Raw genomic sequence first — 15,519 nt, forward strand, 5'->3', positions numbered from 1 at the left:
GGGACGCCATGGCGCGCGTATCGGTCGATTATCAGGATCACATTGCCCGGGTGACTTTGACCCGGGGGGACAAGATGAACGCGCTTGACGACGCGATGGTCGACGCCATCCTCGCCGCGGGCGAGGAGGTGGCGGCCTCGGACGCGCGCGTCGTGGTGCTGTCGGGCGAGGGCAAGAGCTTCTGCGCCGGGCTCGACATGGCGAGTTTCGCCAAGATGGGCCAGATGTCGGATATCGAGAGCTGGCTGATGGACCGCACCCATCACGATGCCAACAAGATGCAGGAGGTGGCGATGATCTGGCGCCGCCTGCCGCAGCCGGTGATCGCGGCGATCCGGGGCGCTGCCTTCGGTGGAGGGCTGCAGCTGGCGCTGGGGGCGGATATCCGCATCGCGGCACCCGATGCGCAATTCGCGGTGATGGAGATGAAATGGGGCCTGGTGCCCGACATGGGCGGCATGGCGCTGTTGCCGGGGCTGGTGCGGTCCGACGTGCTGCGGCTGCTGACCTATACCGCCACGCCGATCCCGGCTGGGAAGGCCGAAGCCTGGGGGCTGGTCACCGAACTGGCCGATGACCCGATGGCCCGGGCGCTGGAGATCGCGACCCATATCGCCGAGCAGAGCCCGGCCGCGATCCGCGCCGCCAAGCGGCTGATCGAGGTCGCCGAAAGCGCCGACCAGGCCGAGGTGCTGCTGGCCGAATCCCGCGAACAGGTCAGCGTGATCGGCAAGCCCGAGCAGATGGAGGTCGTCATGGCCCGGATGCAGGGGCGCAAGCCGGTGTTCGGCTGAGCACCTCCGCCGGCAGGTAGTGGTCGAGGATCGCATCGACCACTGACCGCGCGACGCGGTCCGCATCCTCGCGGTTCAGCCCGCAGACGTCGTTCAGCGCCACATGCTGTTCGAAGCCGGTGCCGCAACTGGCGAGGGCCATCACCAGATCGTCGAATTCCCCAGGTGTTATGGTGTCGCGCGCCGGTTCCAGCGCCAACCGCAGCGCGGGGATACGCCGGGCGCCGCGTTGCCGGTTGGCGCCCTCTGGCGTCCAATCGGCCATGAGCTGACCCAGGAATTTGCGGAAGGCGGGTTCGCGGTCGCGGCCGAAGTCGCGGTAATAATCGGTCACGATATGCACCCGTTGGCGCAGATCATCAGCCCCCTCCAGCAGGGCGTCCGGCGTGTTGACGGCCATGTCCAGCATCGCCTCGCTCGCCAGTACGGCCGGATCCGAGAAATAGCGATAAGCGGTCGCTTTCGAGATGCCGGCATGCTGGGCGGCGGCAGTGACGCTGACTTCATCTCCGGCTTCGGCCAGCTCGCGGGCGGCGGCCAGAAGTTTCTGTCGGGTTTTCAGCTTTTGCGCTTTTCGTTCGTGTTTCATGCGTCTCCGCTTGACACCTCAAGAGTTTATGAGACATATGTCTCATTATGGGTACGGGCTTACCCCACCTGATTCAAGGAGTAATTTCATGAAAGCAAGCAGACGTTTTCATATGCTTGGCAATATCTTGCACTTCCACAAATTCAGCAGCGAAACGAATGGCCGTTATTGCATGGTCGAGGCGTTGGTGGCCCCCGGGGCCGGCGCGCCGCCCAACCGGCATCCCGAAGAGGAAGAATGCTTCGTGGTGCTGGAGGGCAGTTTCGATTTCATGGTCGAAGGTGAGGTGACCCGTGCCGAGACCGGCGCCATGGTGCCGATCCCCTCCGGCAGCCTGCATGCCTTCACCAACGCAGGGCAGGCGCCGGGGCGGCTGATGATCTTCAACGCGCCGGGGCAGATCCATGATGTGTTCTTCTCGGAGGCCGGCGATCCGGTGCCGGAGGACAGTTGGGACTTCCCGGTGAGTGGCGGTCGCCCCGGCGTCGCCCATGTGCTGGCGGCGGCAGCAAAGGCCGGGGTGGAAATTCCGCCGCCGCCGGCCGAGGCCGCCAGCGCCTAAACCAAACGTCCTGCTTGAACTTGCCTCGCTCGCACGCCGGACCGGACGCATCAGTTTGCTGATCCGTTCGGTCCGGTTTTTTGTGAAGATACTTCGATTGATGCAGCCCGGTTACCCCGGTCGGCAGAGGCCGCCCGGGGCAGGGGATCATTCCAGTTCGGCGAGACGGGCCAGCGCCTCGGTGATCCGGGTCTCTTCCTCCTCGCGGGCGGCGAGGTTGGCGCGGGTTTCCTCGACCACCTCCTCGGGGGCGGAATCGGCGAACTTCGGGTTGTTCAACCGGCCGCGCAGACCACCGAGTTCCTTGGCGAGCTTTTGCAGCGCCTTTTCCAGCCGCGATTTTTCCTCGGCGATGTCGATGATGCCGGCGAGCGGCAGGCCGAAGGTGGCGCCCTCGGCCGGGATCGTCACCGTGCCCTTGGGCAGGCTGGAGGCCGGGGTAAGACCCTCGATCCGCGCAAGCCGCAGGATCAGCGTCTCGTTGCGGTCCCAGGCATCCTGGCCGCGGGCGTCGATCTCGGTCACCAGCATCGGGACATAGAGACCCACCGGCACATGCATCTGCGCCCGGGCAGAGCGCACCGCCTCGATCAGCCCGATCACCCAGTTCATCTCGTGATCGGCCTGCGGGTCGACCAGATCGGCCGCCGCATACTCCGGCCAGTCGCCATGGATCAGCGGCTTTTGCCGCTCGCCCGAGATCTGCCACAGCTCTTCGGTGATGAAGGGCATGATCGGGTGCAGCAGGATCAGGCATTGATCCAGCACCCATTTCATCGTCGTCTTGGTCTCAAGCTGGACGGCGGCGTCTTCGCCCTGCAGCAGCGGCTTGGCGAATTCGACGTACCAGTCGCAGACCTTGCCCCAGACAAAGGCGTAAAGCGCGTTGGCGGCGTCGTTGAAGCGGAAGTTCTCCAGCGCCTCGTCGACCTCGGCACGGACCTTGGCGGTTTCGCCGATGATCCACTTGTTCACCGTCTGCGCCGGGGTGGGGATGCTGTTCGCCGTCACCTCGAACACGCCGTTCATCTCGGCGAAGCGCATGGCGTTCCACAGCTTGGTGCCGAAGTTGCGATAGCCGGCGATCCGCTGCATATCGAGCTTCAGCACCCCGCCGATCGAGGCCATGGCCGCATTGGTAAAGCGCAGCGCATCGGCGCCGTATTCGTCGATGATCTCAAGCGGGTCGACCACGTTGCCGACCGATTTGGACATCTTCTTGCCCTTGGCGTCGCGCACCAGCCCGTGCAGATAGACCGTCTTGAACGGGATTTCGTTCACCACGGCAAGCTGCATCATGATCATCCGGGCGACCCAGAAGAACAGGATATCCTGGCCGGTGATCAGCACGTCGGTCGGGAAATAGCGTTGCAGTTCCGGCGTCTGTTCCGGCCAGCCGAGCGTGCCGATCGGCCAGAGACCCGAGCTGAACCAGGTGTCCAGAACGTCCGGATCGCGCCAGACCGGATAGACCAGCTTGGTCGGATCCTGATCCATCTCGTATTGCGCGAAACTGGAGGCCAGCAGCTCCACCGCCGCCGCCTTGTCGGCGACCTCGACGATGCGGGCATCGGCGATCGGGGTGGGGGTATCGGCCAGCTCCTGACGGAAGGCGTCGATCACCCCGTCGAAATCGGCGGCGCAATGATGCACGTCGCCCATATGGACCAGCCCGTTCAGCAGCAGTCGGCCCATCTCCACCACGTCGAGCGCGCCGTCGCCCTCGTCATCGCGGAAGCCCGGCGCCGAGAGGTCGAGCCCGTACCACACCGGGATCTGATGGCCCCACCAGAGCTGGCGCGAGATGCACCAGGGTTCGATATTCTCCAGCCAGTGATAATAGGTCTTTTCGCCGCTTTCCGGCAGGATGGTGATATCGCCACCGCGCACCGCGTCGAGCGCGTGGCCGACGATGCGCGCGGTATCGACGAACCACTGGTCGGTCAGCATCGGCTCAATGACGACCTTGGAGCGGTCGCCGAAGGGCTGCATGATCGGCTTGTTCTCGACCAGCGGCACCAGCTCGCCATCCTCGGCGGTGATCATCACCGCCAGACCTTCGGCGGTGATCTGTTCGACCACACGCTTGCGCGCCTCCGAGCGTTCGAGACCGCGCAGCTCGTCCGGCACCAGGTTCAGCGTGTCGACTTCCAGCTCGGTGAACGCGGCGCCGTTGGAGATTTCCTGCGCCCGGGTGGCGCAATCGGCATAGGGCAGCCCGTCGGCGCGCAGATGTGCCTTGGTGTCCATCAGCCGGTACATCGGGATGCCGCCCCGCTTGGCGACCTGATAGTCGTTGAAATCATGCGCGCCGGTGATCTTCACCGCGCCCGAGCCGAAGGTCGGATCGGGGTATTCGTCGGTGATGATTGGGATCAGCCGGCGATGCTCCTTCGGGCCCACCGGGATTTCGCAGAGCTTGCCGACGATCGGGGCATAGCGTTCATCCGAAGGGTGCACCGCCACCGCGCCGTCGCCCAGCATGGTCTCAGGCCGTGTCGTGGCGATCGAGATATAATCGCGCTCTTCCTCAAGGATGACGTTCCCGTCCTCGTCCTTCTCGATATAGGTATAGGTCTCACCACCGGCGAGCGGGTATTTGAAATGCCACATGTGGCCGGCGACTTCGATATTCTCGACCTCGAGGTCGGAAATCGCGGTCTCGAAATGCGGATCCCAGTTCACCAGCCGCTTGCCGCGATAGATCAGCCCCTTGCCGTACATGTCGACGAAGACCTTGATCACCGCATCGTGGAAATTGCCTTCCTCGCCCGCAGGCGCGCCGGGCGCGCCGGACATGGTGAAAGCGTTCCTGGACCAGTCGCAGGAGGCGCCGAGCCGCTTCAACTGGTTGATGATGGTGCCGCCCGACTGCTGCTTCCATTCCCAGACCTTGGCGGTGAAGGCTTCGCGGCCCATCTCGCGGCGGCTGGGCTGCTGATGTTTGGCCAGCTCGCGTTCCACCACCATCTGGGTGGCGATACCGGCGTGGTCCTGGCCCGGTTGCCACAGGGTGTCAAACCCGCGCATCCGGTGCCAGCGGGTCAGGATGTCCTGCAGGGTGTTGTTGAAGGCGTGCCCCATGTGCAGGCTGCCGGTGACGTTCGGCGGCGGGATCATGATGCAGAAGGTCTCGGCCCGGCTGGCATTGGCGCCAGCGCGGAAGCAGCCGGCTTCCTCCCAGGCCCGATACAAACGTTCTTCGGCTTCCGCCGCGTTGAAGGTCTTTTCCATCGCCATGCGGGGGATCCCCTCGTCAAAATCTCTAGGTTCAGGGCAAACTCCTAGCGAAAGGCCGGGCCAAGGGAAAGGTGGCGCAGTGACTTTTTACCCCGGGGCAGGTGAGGCGAAAGCGGGTGACAGCCCCGCCGGGGCAGGGCAAATATGGGGCGAAGGACCACAGGAGGCAGGCGCGGCATGGGCACCGGACGATCGGCTGAGATTCGGATCTACGGCTTCGACGGCGAGGGCAAGACCTGGTCTATGCCGCCAGATCCCCTGAAGGTCTGCACCGACAAGGTGCCGGAAAGCGGCTTCGTCTGGGCGCATGTCGACGGCTGGACGCCGGAGGGGCGCAAGTGGTTGCAGGCGGCGGCCATGGATCCGATGGAGCTTGAGGCAATGCTGGCCGAGGAAACCCGGCCGCGTTGCACCGTCCATGGCGATATCGCCCTGATGAACCTGCGCGGCGTCAACCTGACCCCGGGGGCCGAGCCCGAGGATATGATCTCGCTCCGGCTCTATGTCTCGGAACATGTAGTGATCTCGACCCAGATCCGGGATCTGCAGGCGGTCGATGATCTGATGGATTCTCTCGACCGTGGCGCCGGGCCGGTATCGCCCGGCGATCTGATCGCGCGGCTGGCGCTCCGGCTCGCCGACCGGGCCGAACCGGTGGTGGCGGCGTTGAACGAACGCGCCGACAATCTCGAGGACGCGGTGGATGCTCCGGAGGGGCCGGGGCGGGAGGAACGCGCCGAACTGGCCGATATCCGCCGCGAGTCGATCCTGCTGCGCCGCTACATGTTTCCGCAGCGCGATGCGCTGTCGACGCTGGAGATCGAGGATCTGGATTGGCTTTCTCCACGCGACCGAGGCCGGTTGCGCGAGGCGACCGAACGGGTCACCCGGCTGGCGGAAGAGCTGGACGCGATCCGTGACCGGGCGCAGGTGGTGCAGGATCAGATCACCGATCTGCGCGCCGAGGCAATGAACCGGCAGATGCTGGTCCTCTCGGTGGTGGCGGCGATCTTCCTGCCGATGAGCCTGTTGACCGGGCTTCTCGGCATCAACGTGGGCGGCATCCCGGGAGAGCATTCGCCGCTGGCCTTCTGGCTGGTCTGCCTGCTGCTGGTGGTGATGGGGGTGCTGCTGGGCTGGCTGTTCCGGCGGTTGGGGCTCTTGAACAAGTAAGGCGCGGTTGTGCCCGCGGGAGATGGTCAGGCGGTCTTTTCCGTCAGGCTGCCCGTCACGCTCTCATGCAGCCGCTCAGAGGGATCGCGCCCGACCAGCCGGCGCTTGCGCAGCAGGAACAGCTTGCCCCAGCCGCGCCAGGTGCCGACCGAGGGCGCGGTGACATCGGTGTAGAACCGCAGTCTCCAGCCTGCCGGCAACGGCAGGCCGCAGGCCTCCGCCCGTTCCAGCATCCAGATGAAGGAAATATTGGCCAAAGGCCGCGCCGCCTCGAAGCCGCCAAGCTGGCCGCCGACATCGCCATGGGCGCCGCGGAACCAGACCTGTTCGACATGACCGGGCCAGCCCGCCGGGCAATCCCACATCACCGGTTCGAAGACCTCGCGGGTCTCGTCGAGGGCCAGCGCATGAAACCCGTTGCGGATCGAGGCGCCGAGGTGGTGGTTGTGAAAGGCGTGGGAATCCTCCGTCAGCATCCACAGAAGCGGCAGCCGTAGCCCCAGCGCCTTCACCGTGTCCCAGACGCCGACCATCTCGATCCCCACCTCGGGATGGCAATGGGCGCGGGCGAAAGCGCGCGTCGCCTCATGCCCGGCCTCGCCCTGATAGTGACGATAGGCGGTGCGGATATTGCGTTCGGTGGCGCAATCGGCGCGCAGCAGCCCGACCCGGTCGATCACCCCGGCGAGCGAGCGCACCGCATAGGCGCCGCGCGAATAGCCGATCAGATAGATCCGGTCGCCCGGGTGATAGCGCGAGGCGAGATAGCCATAGGCGCGGCGGATCTGCCGGTTGATGCCGCGTCCCATCACCACATCGACCGAGTTGCGCCAATTGGCCCATTGCACCCCCGCCTCGTAATAGACCGAAACGCGCGCGCCCATCTCGGCGCAGAGCCTGTAGGTCATGCCGGCATGGGTCTCATACCCCGGCTCCAGCGTCGACATGGTGCCGTCGAGGATGATGACATGCGTCAGTGGCCCGCGGTGGCGGGTCTCGGCGGAGTGTTCGGATCGAAACGGCCGGGCGAACCAGCCGAAGATCCTGTTACGCAGCCGCCTCAGCACCATCGCGGATCAGCTCCCAGAGTTTCAGCGGCGTGAACGGCATGTCCGCCTGCCGCACGCCGACCGGCCAGAGCGCGTCCTGCACCGCATTGGCGGCGGCCGCCATCGACCCGACCGTGCCGGCCTCGCCACAGCCCTTCATTCCCATCAGGTTGGCGGTGGAGGGAACCGGTTCCGAGGTGAAGCCGATCATCGGCACATCCTCGGCCCGGGGCAGGGCGTAGTCCATGAAGCTGGCGGTCAGGAGCTGGCCATCCTCGTCATAGACCACATGTTCGGCAAAGACCTGGCCCAGCCCCTGCACGACGCCGCCGTGTACCTGACCTTCGGCCAGCAGCGGGTTGATCAGATTGCCGAAGTCATCGACCACGGTATAGCGGTCGACGGTCGCCTTGCCGGTTTCGGGGTCGATCACCACCTCGGCCACATGGCAGCCGTTGGGATAGGATCGGCCGGGCAGGGTGGCGCGGGCCTCATGGGTCAGCAGATCGGCGCGGTCATCCGTCCGCGCCATCTCCGCCGCTTCCAAAACGGTGGGCGTCAGGTTCGACCCCGGGGCGCGGAAACGTTCGTCATCGAAGCTCACCGCCTCGGGCTCGACCCCCATCTTGTCGGCGAGATAGGGGACGAAGGCCGCGATCATGGTGTCGACGGTGGCAAGCGTCGCGGTGCTCTGGGTGGTGACGGACCGCGATCCGCCGGTGCCGCCGCCCTTGGCAATCCGGTCGCTGTCGCCCTGCACCACATGGATCAGATGCGCCGGGATGCCGGTCTGATCGGACAGGAACTGGGCATAGACCGTCTCATGCCCCTGGCCGTTCGACTGGGTGCCGACATAGAGGTTCACGCTGCCGTCGTCGCAGAATTCGACCTTGGCGCCTTCGCTCGGGTCGCCGAGAATACTCTCGATGTAATAGCCGATGCCCTGACCGCGCAGCAGCCCGCGCGCCGCATCCGCCGCCCGGCGCGCCGCGAAACCGGTGGCGTCGGATTGGATCATTGCCCGTCGCATCACCTTGTCGAAATCGCCGACGTCATAGGTTTCCCCGGTGGCGGAGGTATAGGGGAAGCTTTCGGGGCGGATGAAGTTCTTGCGCCGCAGCTCCCAGGGGTCCAGCCCCAGTTCGCGTGCCGCGCGGTCCATCACCCGTTCCAGCACATAGATCGCCTCAGGCCGGCCGGCACCGCGATAGGCGTCCACCTGGGTGGTATTGGTGTAATACCCTTCCACCTGCAGCCAGGTGGTCTGCACGTCGTAGACGCCCATCAGCACGCGCGAGAACAGCCGGGTCTGGATCGCCTGCCCGAAGTTGGAGTTATAGGCGCCGAGATTGCAGCGGGTCTTGACCCGATAGGCGGTGATCCTGTGATCGGCATCAAAGGCCAGCTCGGCGACCGAGACCAGATCGCGGCCGCCGTGGTCCGACAGCATGCCCTCGGTCCGGTCGGCCATCCAGCGCACCGGCCGGCCCAGCACCCGCGCCGCCTGGGCCACGGCGAAATATTCAGGGTAAGGCGCGGCCTTCATGCCGAAGCCGCCGCCGACATCGGGGTTGGTGACGCGCACCGCTTCCTTGTCGAGGTTCAGCAGTCGCGCCAGTTCGCCCTTCATGCCCCAGACACCCTGGCCGCCGAAGGCCAGGTGCAGCCTTGCGCCGTCCCATTCGGCATAGCAGCCGCGCGGCTCCATCGGGTTGACGATGATCCGGTTGTCGCCAACCTCGAGGCTGACCACATGGGCGGCGGCGGCAAAGGCGGCCTCGGTCGCCGCCTCCTCTCCCAGCCCCCAGTCGAAGGCCAGGTTATCGGGCGCCTCCGGGTGGATCGTCTCGCCACCGCGGGCGAGGTCAAGCTTGGCGGGCAGATCGTCGAACTCGAATTCGATCATCTCCGAGGCGTCGCGCGCCTGGGTCAGCGTCTCGGCCACGATCAGCACCATGGGTTCGCCCACATGGGTGACCTTGCCCTTGGCCAGCACCGGGCGGTGCGGAGCGGCGCCTTTCGACCCGTCGCGATTGTCCACCAGCACCCCGGCCATGCCGGCGGTGATACCGGCGGCCTCCAGATCATCATTGGTCAGAACCAGATGCACGCCCTCGGCCTCGCGCGCGTCCGAGACATCGAGATGGCGGATCACCCCATGCGCCACCGGCGAGCGCAACAGATAGGCGTAAAGCGCACCCTCGGGCACGATATCGTCGACATAGCGGCCCTGGCCGGTCAGCAGGCGCTGATCCTCGACCCGCGTGACCGGCTGGCTTTTCCCGAATTTTTCCATGGCGCGCCCCTGCTCTGATAGCTCTCGCGGCGCAGCCTAGTCGCCCTCGCCGGAATGTCCAGTAAGCCCCAGCACGGTCACGACATTGCGCACGCCATAGCCGTTGAAGCCGGTCGACATGGCAATCGAATAGGCGCCCATCGCCTCGAACAGCACATAGTCCCCGGGCTGGGTATCGGCAGGCAGCGCCAGGCCGTCGGGCAGCCGGTCGAGGCTGTCACAGGTCGGCCCGAAGACCGACCGGGGCAATCGCCCCCCCTTGCGCGGCTCGCCCGCCGGGCCGAGCACCCGGACCCGGCCCGGCAGGCCGATGTCGCGCAGATCGACCAGCCCGCCATAGATCCCATCATTCAGATAGACCATGTGGCCGTCGTGGCGCAGGGATTTCACCCGCGTGGCCAGCGTGAAGGCTTCGGCCACCATGGCGCGACCGGGTTCGCAGACCAGGTCCGGCCGGTGGTGGGGAAAGGCCCGGGCGGTGGTCCGGCCGATCGCCTCGAAGATGCCGGTCAGGTCGGGCGCCTCTCCGGCGCGATGGGCGGGAAAGCCGCCGCCGACGTTCAGCCGCCCGATCCGCACGCCGGCGGCCTCGGCGATGCGGGCGGCTTCGGTGATATGGGCGACCCAGGCGGCCGGATCCTCGCATTGGGTGCCGGGATGGAAGCTGAGCGCGGGACGCCAGCCCGATGCCGCCACCTGGCGCAGAAGATCGACGGCGCGGTCGGGGCTGGCGCCGTGCTTCTCGCCAAAGCCATGGGCCGCGCCCTTTACGGGGAGGGCGAAACGCACCGCCATCTCGGCGCTGCGCGGCACCTCGCCCAGCTTTTTCAGCTCGGAGCCGTGATCGACGGCCCAGCTCGCCACGCCGATGTCGATGCCGGTCGAAACCTCTGCCGGGCTGCGGATCGGGTTGTTGTAATGCAGCACCGCCGCCGCGTTGACGGCGCGCACCGCCCGCATCTCGGCGGGAGAGGCGACATCGAAGGCGGTCAGCCCCGCGGCGTCGAGATTGGCCAGAACCTCGGTCCGCTCATTGGCCTTGACGGCATAGCTGACCAGCCCGGGAAAGCCCGCCTGGAACCGCCGCGCGGTTTCCTGCAGCACGGCGGGAGAGAGGAACAGCACCGGGTGGTCGGGCCGCATCCGCACCAGATAGGTTTCGGGATCCGCCCAAGGCGTGGCCAGTTGCTTCATCGGGATACCGCGCATGTGTTATTCCCAAGCTGGCCTTGTCTTTGGCGGAATTCATGCGTCATCCTGACGATGCGACCAAGGGTTTTCGTCAAAGTGACATAACGATTATGCAAGTTGACCAGGCCGGCCGCAAATTGCTTGCGCTCCTGCGCGAGAACGCGCGCATCCCGATCGGCTGGCTGTCCTGAACGGGCGGTCCTGGCCGCGGGCGCGGCGCCCTGTGCGGGTCGCCGCGGCAGTTTCCGGTGCCGGGGCCTATGCCGGCAGCCGCATCACGATGCAGGTGGTCGAGCCGGTCGCATAGAGCTTGCCGTCGGCGACGCCGCGGATTTCCCCATGCGCCACCCCGGTCGAGCGGCCGACGTGATCGGCGATGCCGATGCAGTCCACCTCCATCCCCAAGGGGATCGAGCGCAGGATGTTGATCTTGTATTCCAGCGTCGTATAGGTCGCGCCGCGGTCGACCATGGTCTGCACGGCGCAGGCCATCGAGCTGTCCAGCAGCGTGCCGTACCAGCCGCCATGCACGGTGCCGAGCGGGTTGGTGAAGGCGAATTGCGGTGTGCCGCGGAACACCACGCGGCCCTTTTCGATCTCGTGCAGGGTATATCCGAGAGTCTGCGAGATCGGCGGTGCCGGCAGGCGGCCGTCCCGCATCGCTTCCATGAACTCGAGCCCCGACATCTTCGAGAGTTCCTCGGGGCTGAGCAGATCATCCAGACTTTGGGCAAATGTCATTCGCGCGTCCTCCTCTTGACGCCGGGACGCTAGCAGCCCGGCGTCGGGGGACAAGTCGTTACGCGACGTTCTGCAGGCCTGCCTTCGGCGTGACCCCGAGCGCGTGGCAGACGTCACGGGTCAGCTCCGGCCGGTTCAGTGTGTAGAAATGCAGCCGGTCGACGCCGCCCTCCAGCAGCTCGGTGCAGAGTTCTGTGCACATCGCGGTGGCCAGCAGATCCTCGCGCCCGTCGCGGGTGGCCTTGTCAAAGGCATCCTCGACCCATTGCGGGATATGGGTGCCACAGCGGCGGGCGAAATTGCGCGCGCCCTTCCAGTTCTCGATCGGCAGGATGCCGGGGGTGATCTTCGCCCCGTCGATCCCGGCCTTTTCGCAAGCGTCGCGGAAGCGGAAGAAGGTTTCCGCCTCGAAGAAGAACTGGGTCAGCGCCTCGTTCGCGCCGGCGTCGAGCTTGCGCTTGAGCCAGTCGACATCGGCCTGGGCATTCGCCGCCTCGGGGTGGACATCGGGATAGGCGCCGACGCGGATGCTGAACTGGCCGGTGGCGGCCAGCGCCTCGATCAGTTCCACAGAATTGGCAAAACCGCCGGGGTAGGGGGTGAATTTCCCCTCGCCCTTGGGCGGGTCGCCCCGCAGCGCGACGATCTCTTTCACCCCGGCCTTGGCGAAGCTGTCGGCGATTGCCAGAGTTTCCTCTTTGGTGGCGTTCACGCAGGTCAGATGAGCGGCCACGTTCAGGCCCGAGGATTTGTGCAGCGTCGCCACCGCCTCGCGGGTCAGATCGCGGGTGGTGCCGCCGGCGCCATAGGTGACCGAGACAAAGCGCGGCCCCAGAGGCGCCAGGGTCTGCACGGTATCCCACAGGCGGAAAGAGGCCTCCAGCGTCTGCGGCGGGAAGAATTCGAAGGAAACTTCGGGCACTTTGGCGTTGATATCGGTCTCGGCGGCGGTCATCTGCGGCTTTCCTCTGGATTTCCGCCCTTGTCGCATATTTCACTTTGTGAGACAAACTCATAATTCTCAACAACAACATGAGTTGAACTGTGGGTTTGCATCTGGAGTTCCGCCATCTGCGGACCATCAAGGCCATTCATGACTGCGGCGGGCTGGCCCGTGCCGCCGAGCAACTGCACATCACCCAAAGCGCATTGAGCCACCAGATCAAGGGGTTGGAGGATCAGGCCGGGATCGAACTCTTCGCGCGGCGCTCCAAGCCGATGCGGCTGTCGGCGGCCGGGCTCAGGCTGTTGCGGCTGGCCGAGCAGGTGCTGCCGCAGGTCGAGGCGATGGAGGCGGAGTTCTCGGCGCTGAAGACCGGGCGGGCGGGGCGGCTGCATATCGCCATCGAATGCCACGCCTGTTTCGAATGGCTGTTCCCGGTGCTGGAGGCCTTCCGGAAGAACTGGCCCGAGGTCGATGTCGACATCCGCCCGGGTCTGGCCTTTGACGCCCTGCCGGCGCTGATCAAGGAAGAGGTCGATCTGGTCGTTTCCTCCGACCCGGAGGATCTGACCGGGGTCGAATTCATAGAGCTGTTCGATTACGCGCCGGTCTTCGTCGCCGCCTCCACCCACCCCCTGGCTGCAAAACCCTGGATCGAGGCGGAGGATTTCCGCGATCAGACCCTGATCACCTATCCGGTGGACCGGTCGCGGCTGGATATCTTCAGCCAGCTCCTGATCCCCTCCAAGGTGGAGCCGGCGGCGGTGCGACAGGTCGAACTGACGGCGATGATCCTGCTGCTGGTCGCGTCCAACCGCGGGATTTCCGTGCTGCCCGACTGGGTGGTGCGCGAGGTGAAATACAGCAGTGATTACGTCACCCGGCCGCTGACCAAGGCCGGCTTGACGCGCAGCCTCTATGCCGCTGTGCGGATCGAGGACCGCGACAAGCCCTTCATGCGCGAGCTGATCGCCCTGGCCCGGCAGGAGGCGCGCCGGCTGCAAGGGCTCTGATCCCGTCCCGATGCGCTGAAATTCCCGACTGCGACATGGCGGCAGTCGGGAGAGCGAGGTTTTCATTTTAATACGATAAAGAAGATCGTCTATATAGGGTTATGAGGGTGTGACGCGAAAGGATACCCGATGACATTCGAGCAGATATTGGTCCTGATACTGGTTGGGGCCGTCTTTCTAAGTTTTTTCAAAGAGATATACCCGCCCGAAGTGACCGCACTGGGCGCCGCCGCGGTGTTGCTGGCAACGGGAATCATCGAGACGCGGGATTTTCTGAAAGTTTTCAGTTCCAGCGCGCCGATCACCATCGCGATGATGTTCATCATCTCGGCTGCGCTGGAGCGGACCGGGGTCTTGGCGGTTCTGGGCGATCTGCTACGCAAGCAGGCGCGCGGGTCCTACCGGCGGGCGATCCTGATCATGATGGTCGGCACCGTTCTGGCCTCTGCCCTGATGAACAACACGCCGGTGGTGGTGTTGATGACGCCGGTGATGATCTCGGTCGCCTCCAGTGTTGGCGTGGCACCATCGCGGTTGCTGATCCCGCTGTCCTTCTCGGCGATCTTCGGTGGCACGCTGACGCTGGTCGGCACCTCGACCAACATCCTGATGAGCGGGGTCGCCCGCGATGCGGGCGAGCCGGCGATCAGCATGTTCGAGATGACCGGCCCCGGGGCGATCTTTGCGGCGGTGGGCATGGTCTACATGCTGTTCGCCGGTCGCTATCTGCTGCCCGATCGGGCCTCGCTCGCCACGCTGTTGGGGCAGGGCGGGCGGCGCCGCTTCATGGCGCGGCTGCTGATCCCTGCGGATTCGCGCTATATCGGCAAGCGGCTTGAGGATCTGCCCTTCAACACCGCCGAGACGCGGGTTCTGGACGTGATCCGCGGGGAACAGTCGCTGCGGCGTGGCCTCGTCGGTCTGGTGCTCGAGCCCGGCGACCGGCTGGTGCTGAAGACCGGCACCGGCGAAATCCTCGGGTTGAAGGAAAACGGCCAGGTCGAGTTCCGCGATATCTCCGACCAGGGGGTGGAGCCGGTGACCGCCGACGCCATGGTGACGATGGAGGCCAGCGTCGGCCCGAACTCCCACCTGCGTGGCCGGGCCCTGGGCGAACTGAAGCTCAGGCGGAAATACGGGGTCTATGTGGTCGCCGTGCACCGCAATGACACCCGCCTGTCGGACAATATCGACGAGGTGCGCCTGCAGTTCGCCGACACGCTGCTGCTGGAGGGGCCGCCCGAGGGGCTGGGGCGGCTGCTCGAAGACGGCGGCATCGTCAACCTGTCGACGCTGAACGAACGGCCGGTGCGCCGGGCCAAGGCGCCGATCGCCATTGCCACCATCCTGGGGGTGATGCTGTTGGCGGCCTTCGGGGTGATGCCGATCGCGGGGCTTGCGATCATCGGCGCGGTGGTCGTCATGGTCACCCGTTGCATCGACCCCGAGGACGCCTTCGACGCCATCGACTGGCGCATTCTGTTCCTCATCTTCGGCATGCTGGGTCTCTCTCAGGGGATGGAGCAGACCGGCGCGGCCCGGGTGATCGTGGAGCAGGTGGTGCGGCTGGTGCAAGGGGTGGGGCCGGTGGCGATCCTGGCGGTGGTCTATGTGCTGACCTCGGCGCTGACCGAAATGGTCAGCAACAACGCCGTGGCGGTGCTGATCGGCCCCATCGTGATCGCCCTGGCGCATCAACTCGGGCTGGACCCGCGGCCCTTCATCATGGCGGTGATGTTCGCGGCCTCGGCCAGTTTCGCCACGCCGATCGGGTATCAGACCAATACCTTTGTCTATGGCGCCGGCGGCTATCGCTTCCGCGACTTCCTGGTGGTCGGTCTGCCGTTGAACGTGATCTTCGCGGTGGTGGCGGTGGTGATCCTGCCGCTGTTCTTCCCGTTCTGATCGGGCCGTTCTGATCCGGCCTG

General features: G+C 65.6%; 13 protein-coding genes. 6 read left to right on the forward strand and 7 right to left on the reverse strand.

What is annotated here, in order from left to right; all coding sequences use genetic code 11:
• Positions 1-8: 8 nt before the first annotated feature.
• Positions 9-794 carry a crotonase/enoyl-CoA hydratase family protein gene (locus ACN0V4_RS13935; protein ID WP_417677103.1) on the forward strand — a complete coding sequence of 262 codons (786 nt, stop codon included), beginning with the start codon at positions 9-11 and terminating at the stop codon, positions 792-794.
• Here ACN0V4_RS13935 and ACN0V4_RS13940 read toward each other — a convergent pair.
• Positions 754-1,383, reverse strand: a complete 630-nt coding sequence (locus tag ACN0V4_RS13940; RefSeq protein ID WP_417677105.1) for a TetR/AcrR family transcriptional regulator — start codon at positions 1,381-1,383, stop codon at positions 754-756. The genes ACN0V4_RS13935 and ACN0V4_RS13940 overlap by 41 nt on opposite strands.
• Before the next feature lie 88 nt (positions 1,384-1,471).
• Here ACN0V4_RS13940 and ACN0V4_RS13945 point away from each other — a divergent pair, with 88 nt between their 5' ends.
• Positions 1,472-1,945: a cupin domain-containing protein gene (locus ACN0V4_RS13945; RefSeq protein ID WP_417677107.1), complete on the forward strand. Its 474-nt coding sequence runs from the start codon at positions 1,472-1,474 to the stop codon at positions 1,943-1,945.
• Between the two features lie 147 nt (positions 1,946-2,092).
• Here ACN0V4_RS13945 and ACN0V4_RS13950 read toward each other — a convergent pair whose 3' ends face one another.
• Positions 2,093-5,185 (reverse strand): valine--tRNA ligase, encoded by a 3,093-nt coding sequence (locus ACN0V4_RS13950; protein ID WP_417677109.1) that lies wholly within the window; start codon positions 5,183-5,185, stop codon positions 2,093-2,095.
• Positions 5,186-5,428: 243 nt separating this feature from the next.
• On the opposite strand from ACN0V4_RS13950, the gene ACN0V4_RS13955 reads away from it, so the two are divergent.
• A complete protein-coding gene (locus ACN0V4_RS13955; RefSeq protein ID WP_417677111.1) occupies positions 5,429-6,358 on the forward strand; it encodes a zinc transporter ZntB in 930 nt (309 codons plus the stop codon).
• Between the two features lie 26 nt (positions 6,359-6,384).
• Here the strand turns inward: ACN0V4_RS13955 and ACN0V4_RS13960 are convergent, their stop codons facing one another.
• Genes ACN0V4_RS13960 through ACN0V4_RS13970 form a run of 3 tightly spaced genes read right to left on the reverse strand, consistent with a single transcriptional unit; the run spans position 6,385 to position 10,897 of the window.
• A complete protein-coding gene (locus ACN0V4_RS13960) occupies positions 6,385-7,428 on the reverse strand; it encodes a DUF2235 domain-containing protein (protein WP_417677113.1) in 1,044 nt (347 codons plus the stop codon).
• Complete coding sequence (locus ACN0V4_RS13965) at positions 7,406-9,703, reverse strand: xanthine dehydrogenase family protein molybdopterin-binding subunit (RefSeq protein ID WP_417677115.1); 2,298 nt, start codon at positions 9,701-9,703, stop codon at positions 7,406-7,408. Before ACN0V4_RS13965 ends, ACN0V4_RS13960 begins: the two co-directional genes overlap by 23 nt.
• Positions 9,704-9,739: 36 nt before the next feature.
• Positions 9,740-10,897: a type III PLP-dependent enzyme gene (locus ACN0V4_RS13970; protein WP_417677595.1), complete on the reverse strand. Its 1,158-nt coding sequence runs from the start codon at positions 10,895-10,897 to the stop codon at positions 9,740-9,742.
• 53 nt (positions 10,898-10,950) lie between these two features.
• Here ACN0V4_RS13970 and ACN0V4_RS13975 point away from each other — a divergent pair, with 53 nt between their 5' ends.
• Positions 10,951-11,085 carry a hypothetical protein gene (locus tag ACN0V4_RS13975; RefSeq protein WP_417677117.1) on the forward strand — a complete coding sequence of 45 codons (135 nt, stop codon included), beginning with the start codon at positions 10,951-10,953 and terminating at the stop codon, positions 11,083-11,085.
• Positions 11,086-11,152: 67 nt separating this feature from the next.
• On the opposite strand, the gene ACN0V4_RS13980 is transcribed toward ACN0V4_RS13975, so the two are convergent.
• Positions 11,153-11,635: a PaaI family thioesterase gene (locus ACN0V4_RS13980; RefSeq protein ID WP_417677119.1), complete on the reverse strand. Its 483-nt coding sequence runs from the start codon at positions 11,633-11,635 to the stop codon at positions 11,153-11,155.
• Between the two features lie 58 nt (positions 11,636-11,693).
• The gene (gene metF / locus ACN0V4_RS13985) at positions 11,694-12,590 is read right to left on the reverse strand and encodes a methylenetetrahydrofolate reductase [NAD(P)H] (protein WP_417677121.1); all 897 of its coding nucleotides are present in this window, start codon (positions 12,588-12,590) and stop codon (positions 11,694-11,696) included.
• 95 nt (positions 12,591-12,685) lie between these two features.
• Between metF and ACN0V4_RS13990 the strand changes: the two genes are divergently transcribed.
• Both ACN0V4_RS13990 and ACN0V4_RS13995 read left to right on the forward strand, forming a co-directional pair.
• On the forward strand, positions 12,686-13,591 hold the full coding sequence (locus ACN0V4_RS13990; RefSeq protein ID WP_417677597.1) for a LysR family transcriptional regulator: 906 nt from the start codon (positions 12,686-12,688) through the stop codon (positions 13,589-13,591).
• A 129-nt stretch (positions 13,592-13,720) separates the two neighbouring features.
• Positions 13,721-15,496 carry an SLC13 family permease gene (locus ACN0V4_RS13995; protein WP_417677123.1) on the forward strand — a complete coding sequence of 592 codons (1,776 nt, stop codon included), beginning with the start codon at positions 13,721-13,723 and terminating at the stop codon, positions 15,494-15,496.
• The last annotated feature ends 23 nt before the right edge of the window (positions 15,497-15,519 follow it).

Origin of the sequence: Pseudodonghicola sp. (assembly GCF_048268305.1) — a bacterium.
Lineage (GTDB): Bacteria > Pseudomonadota > Alphaproteobacteria > Rhodobacterales > Rhodobacteraceae > Pseudodonghicola.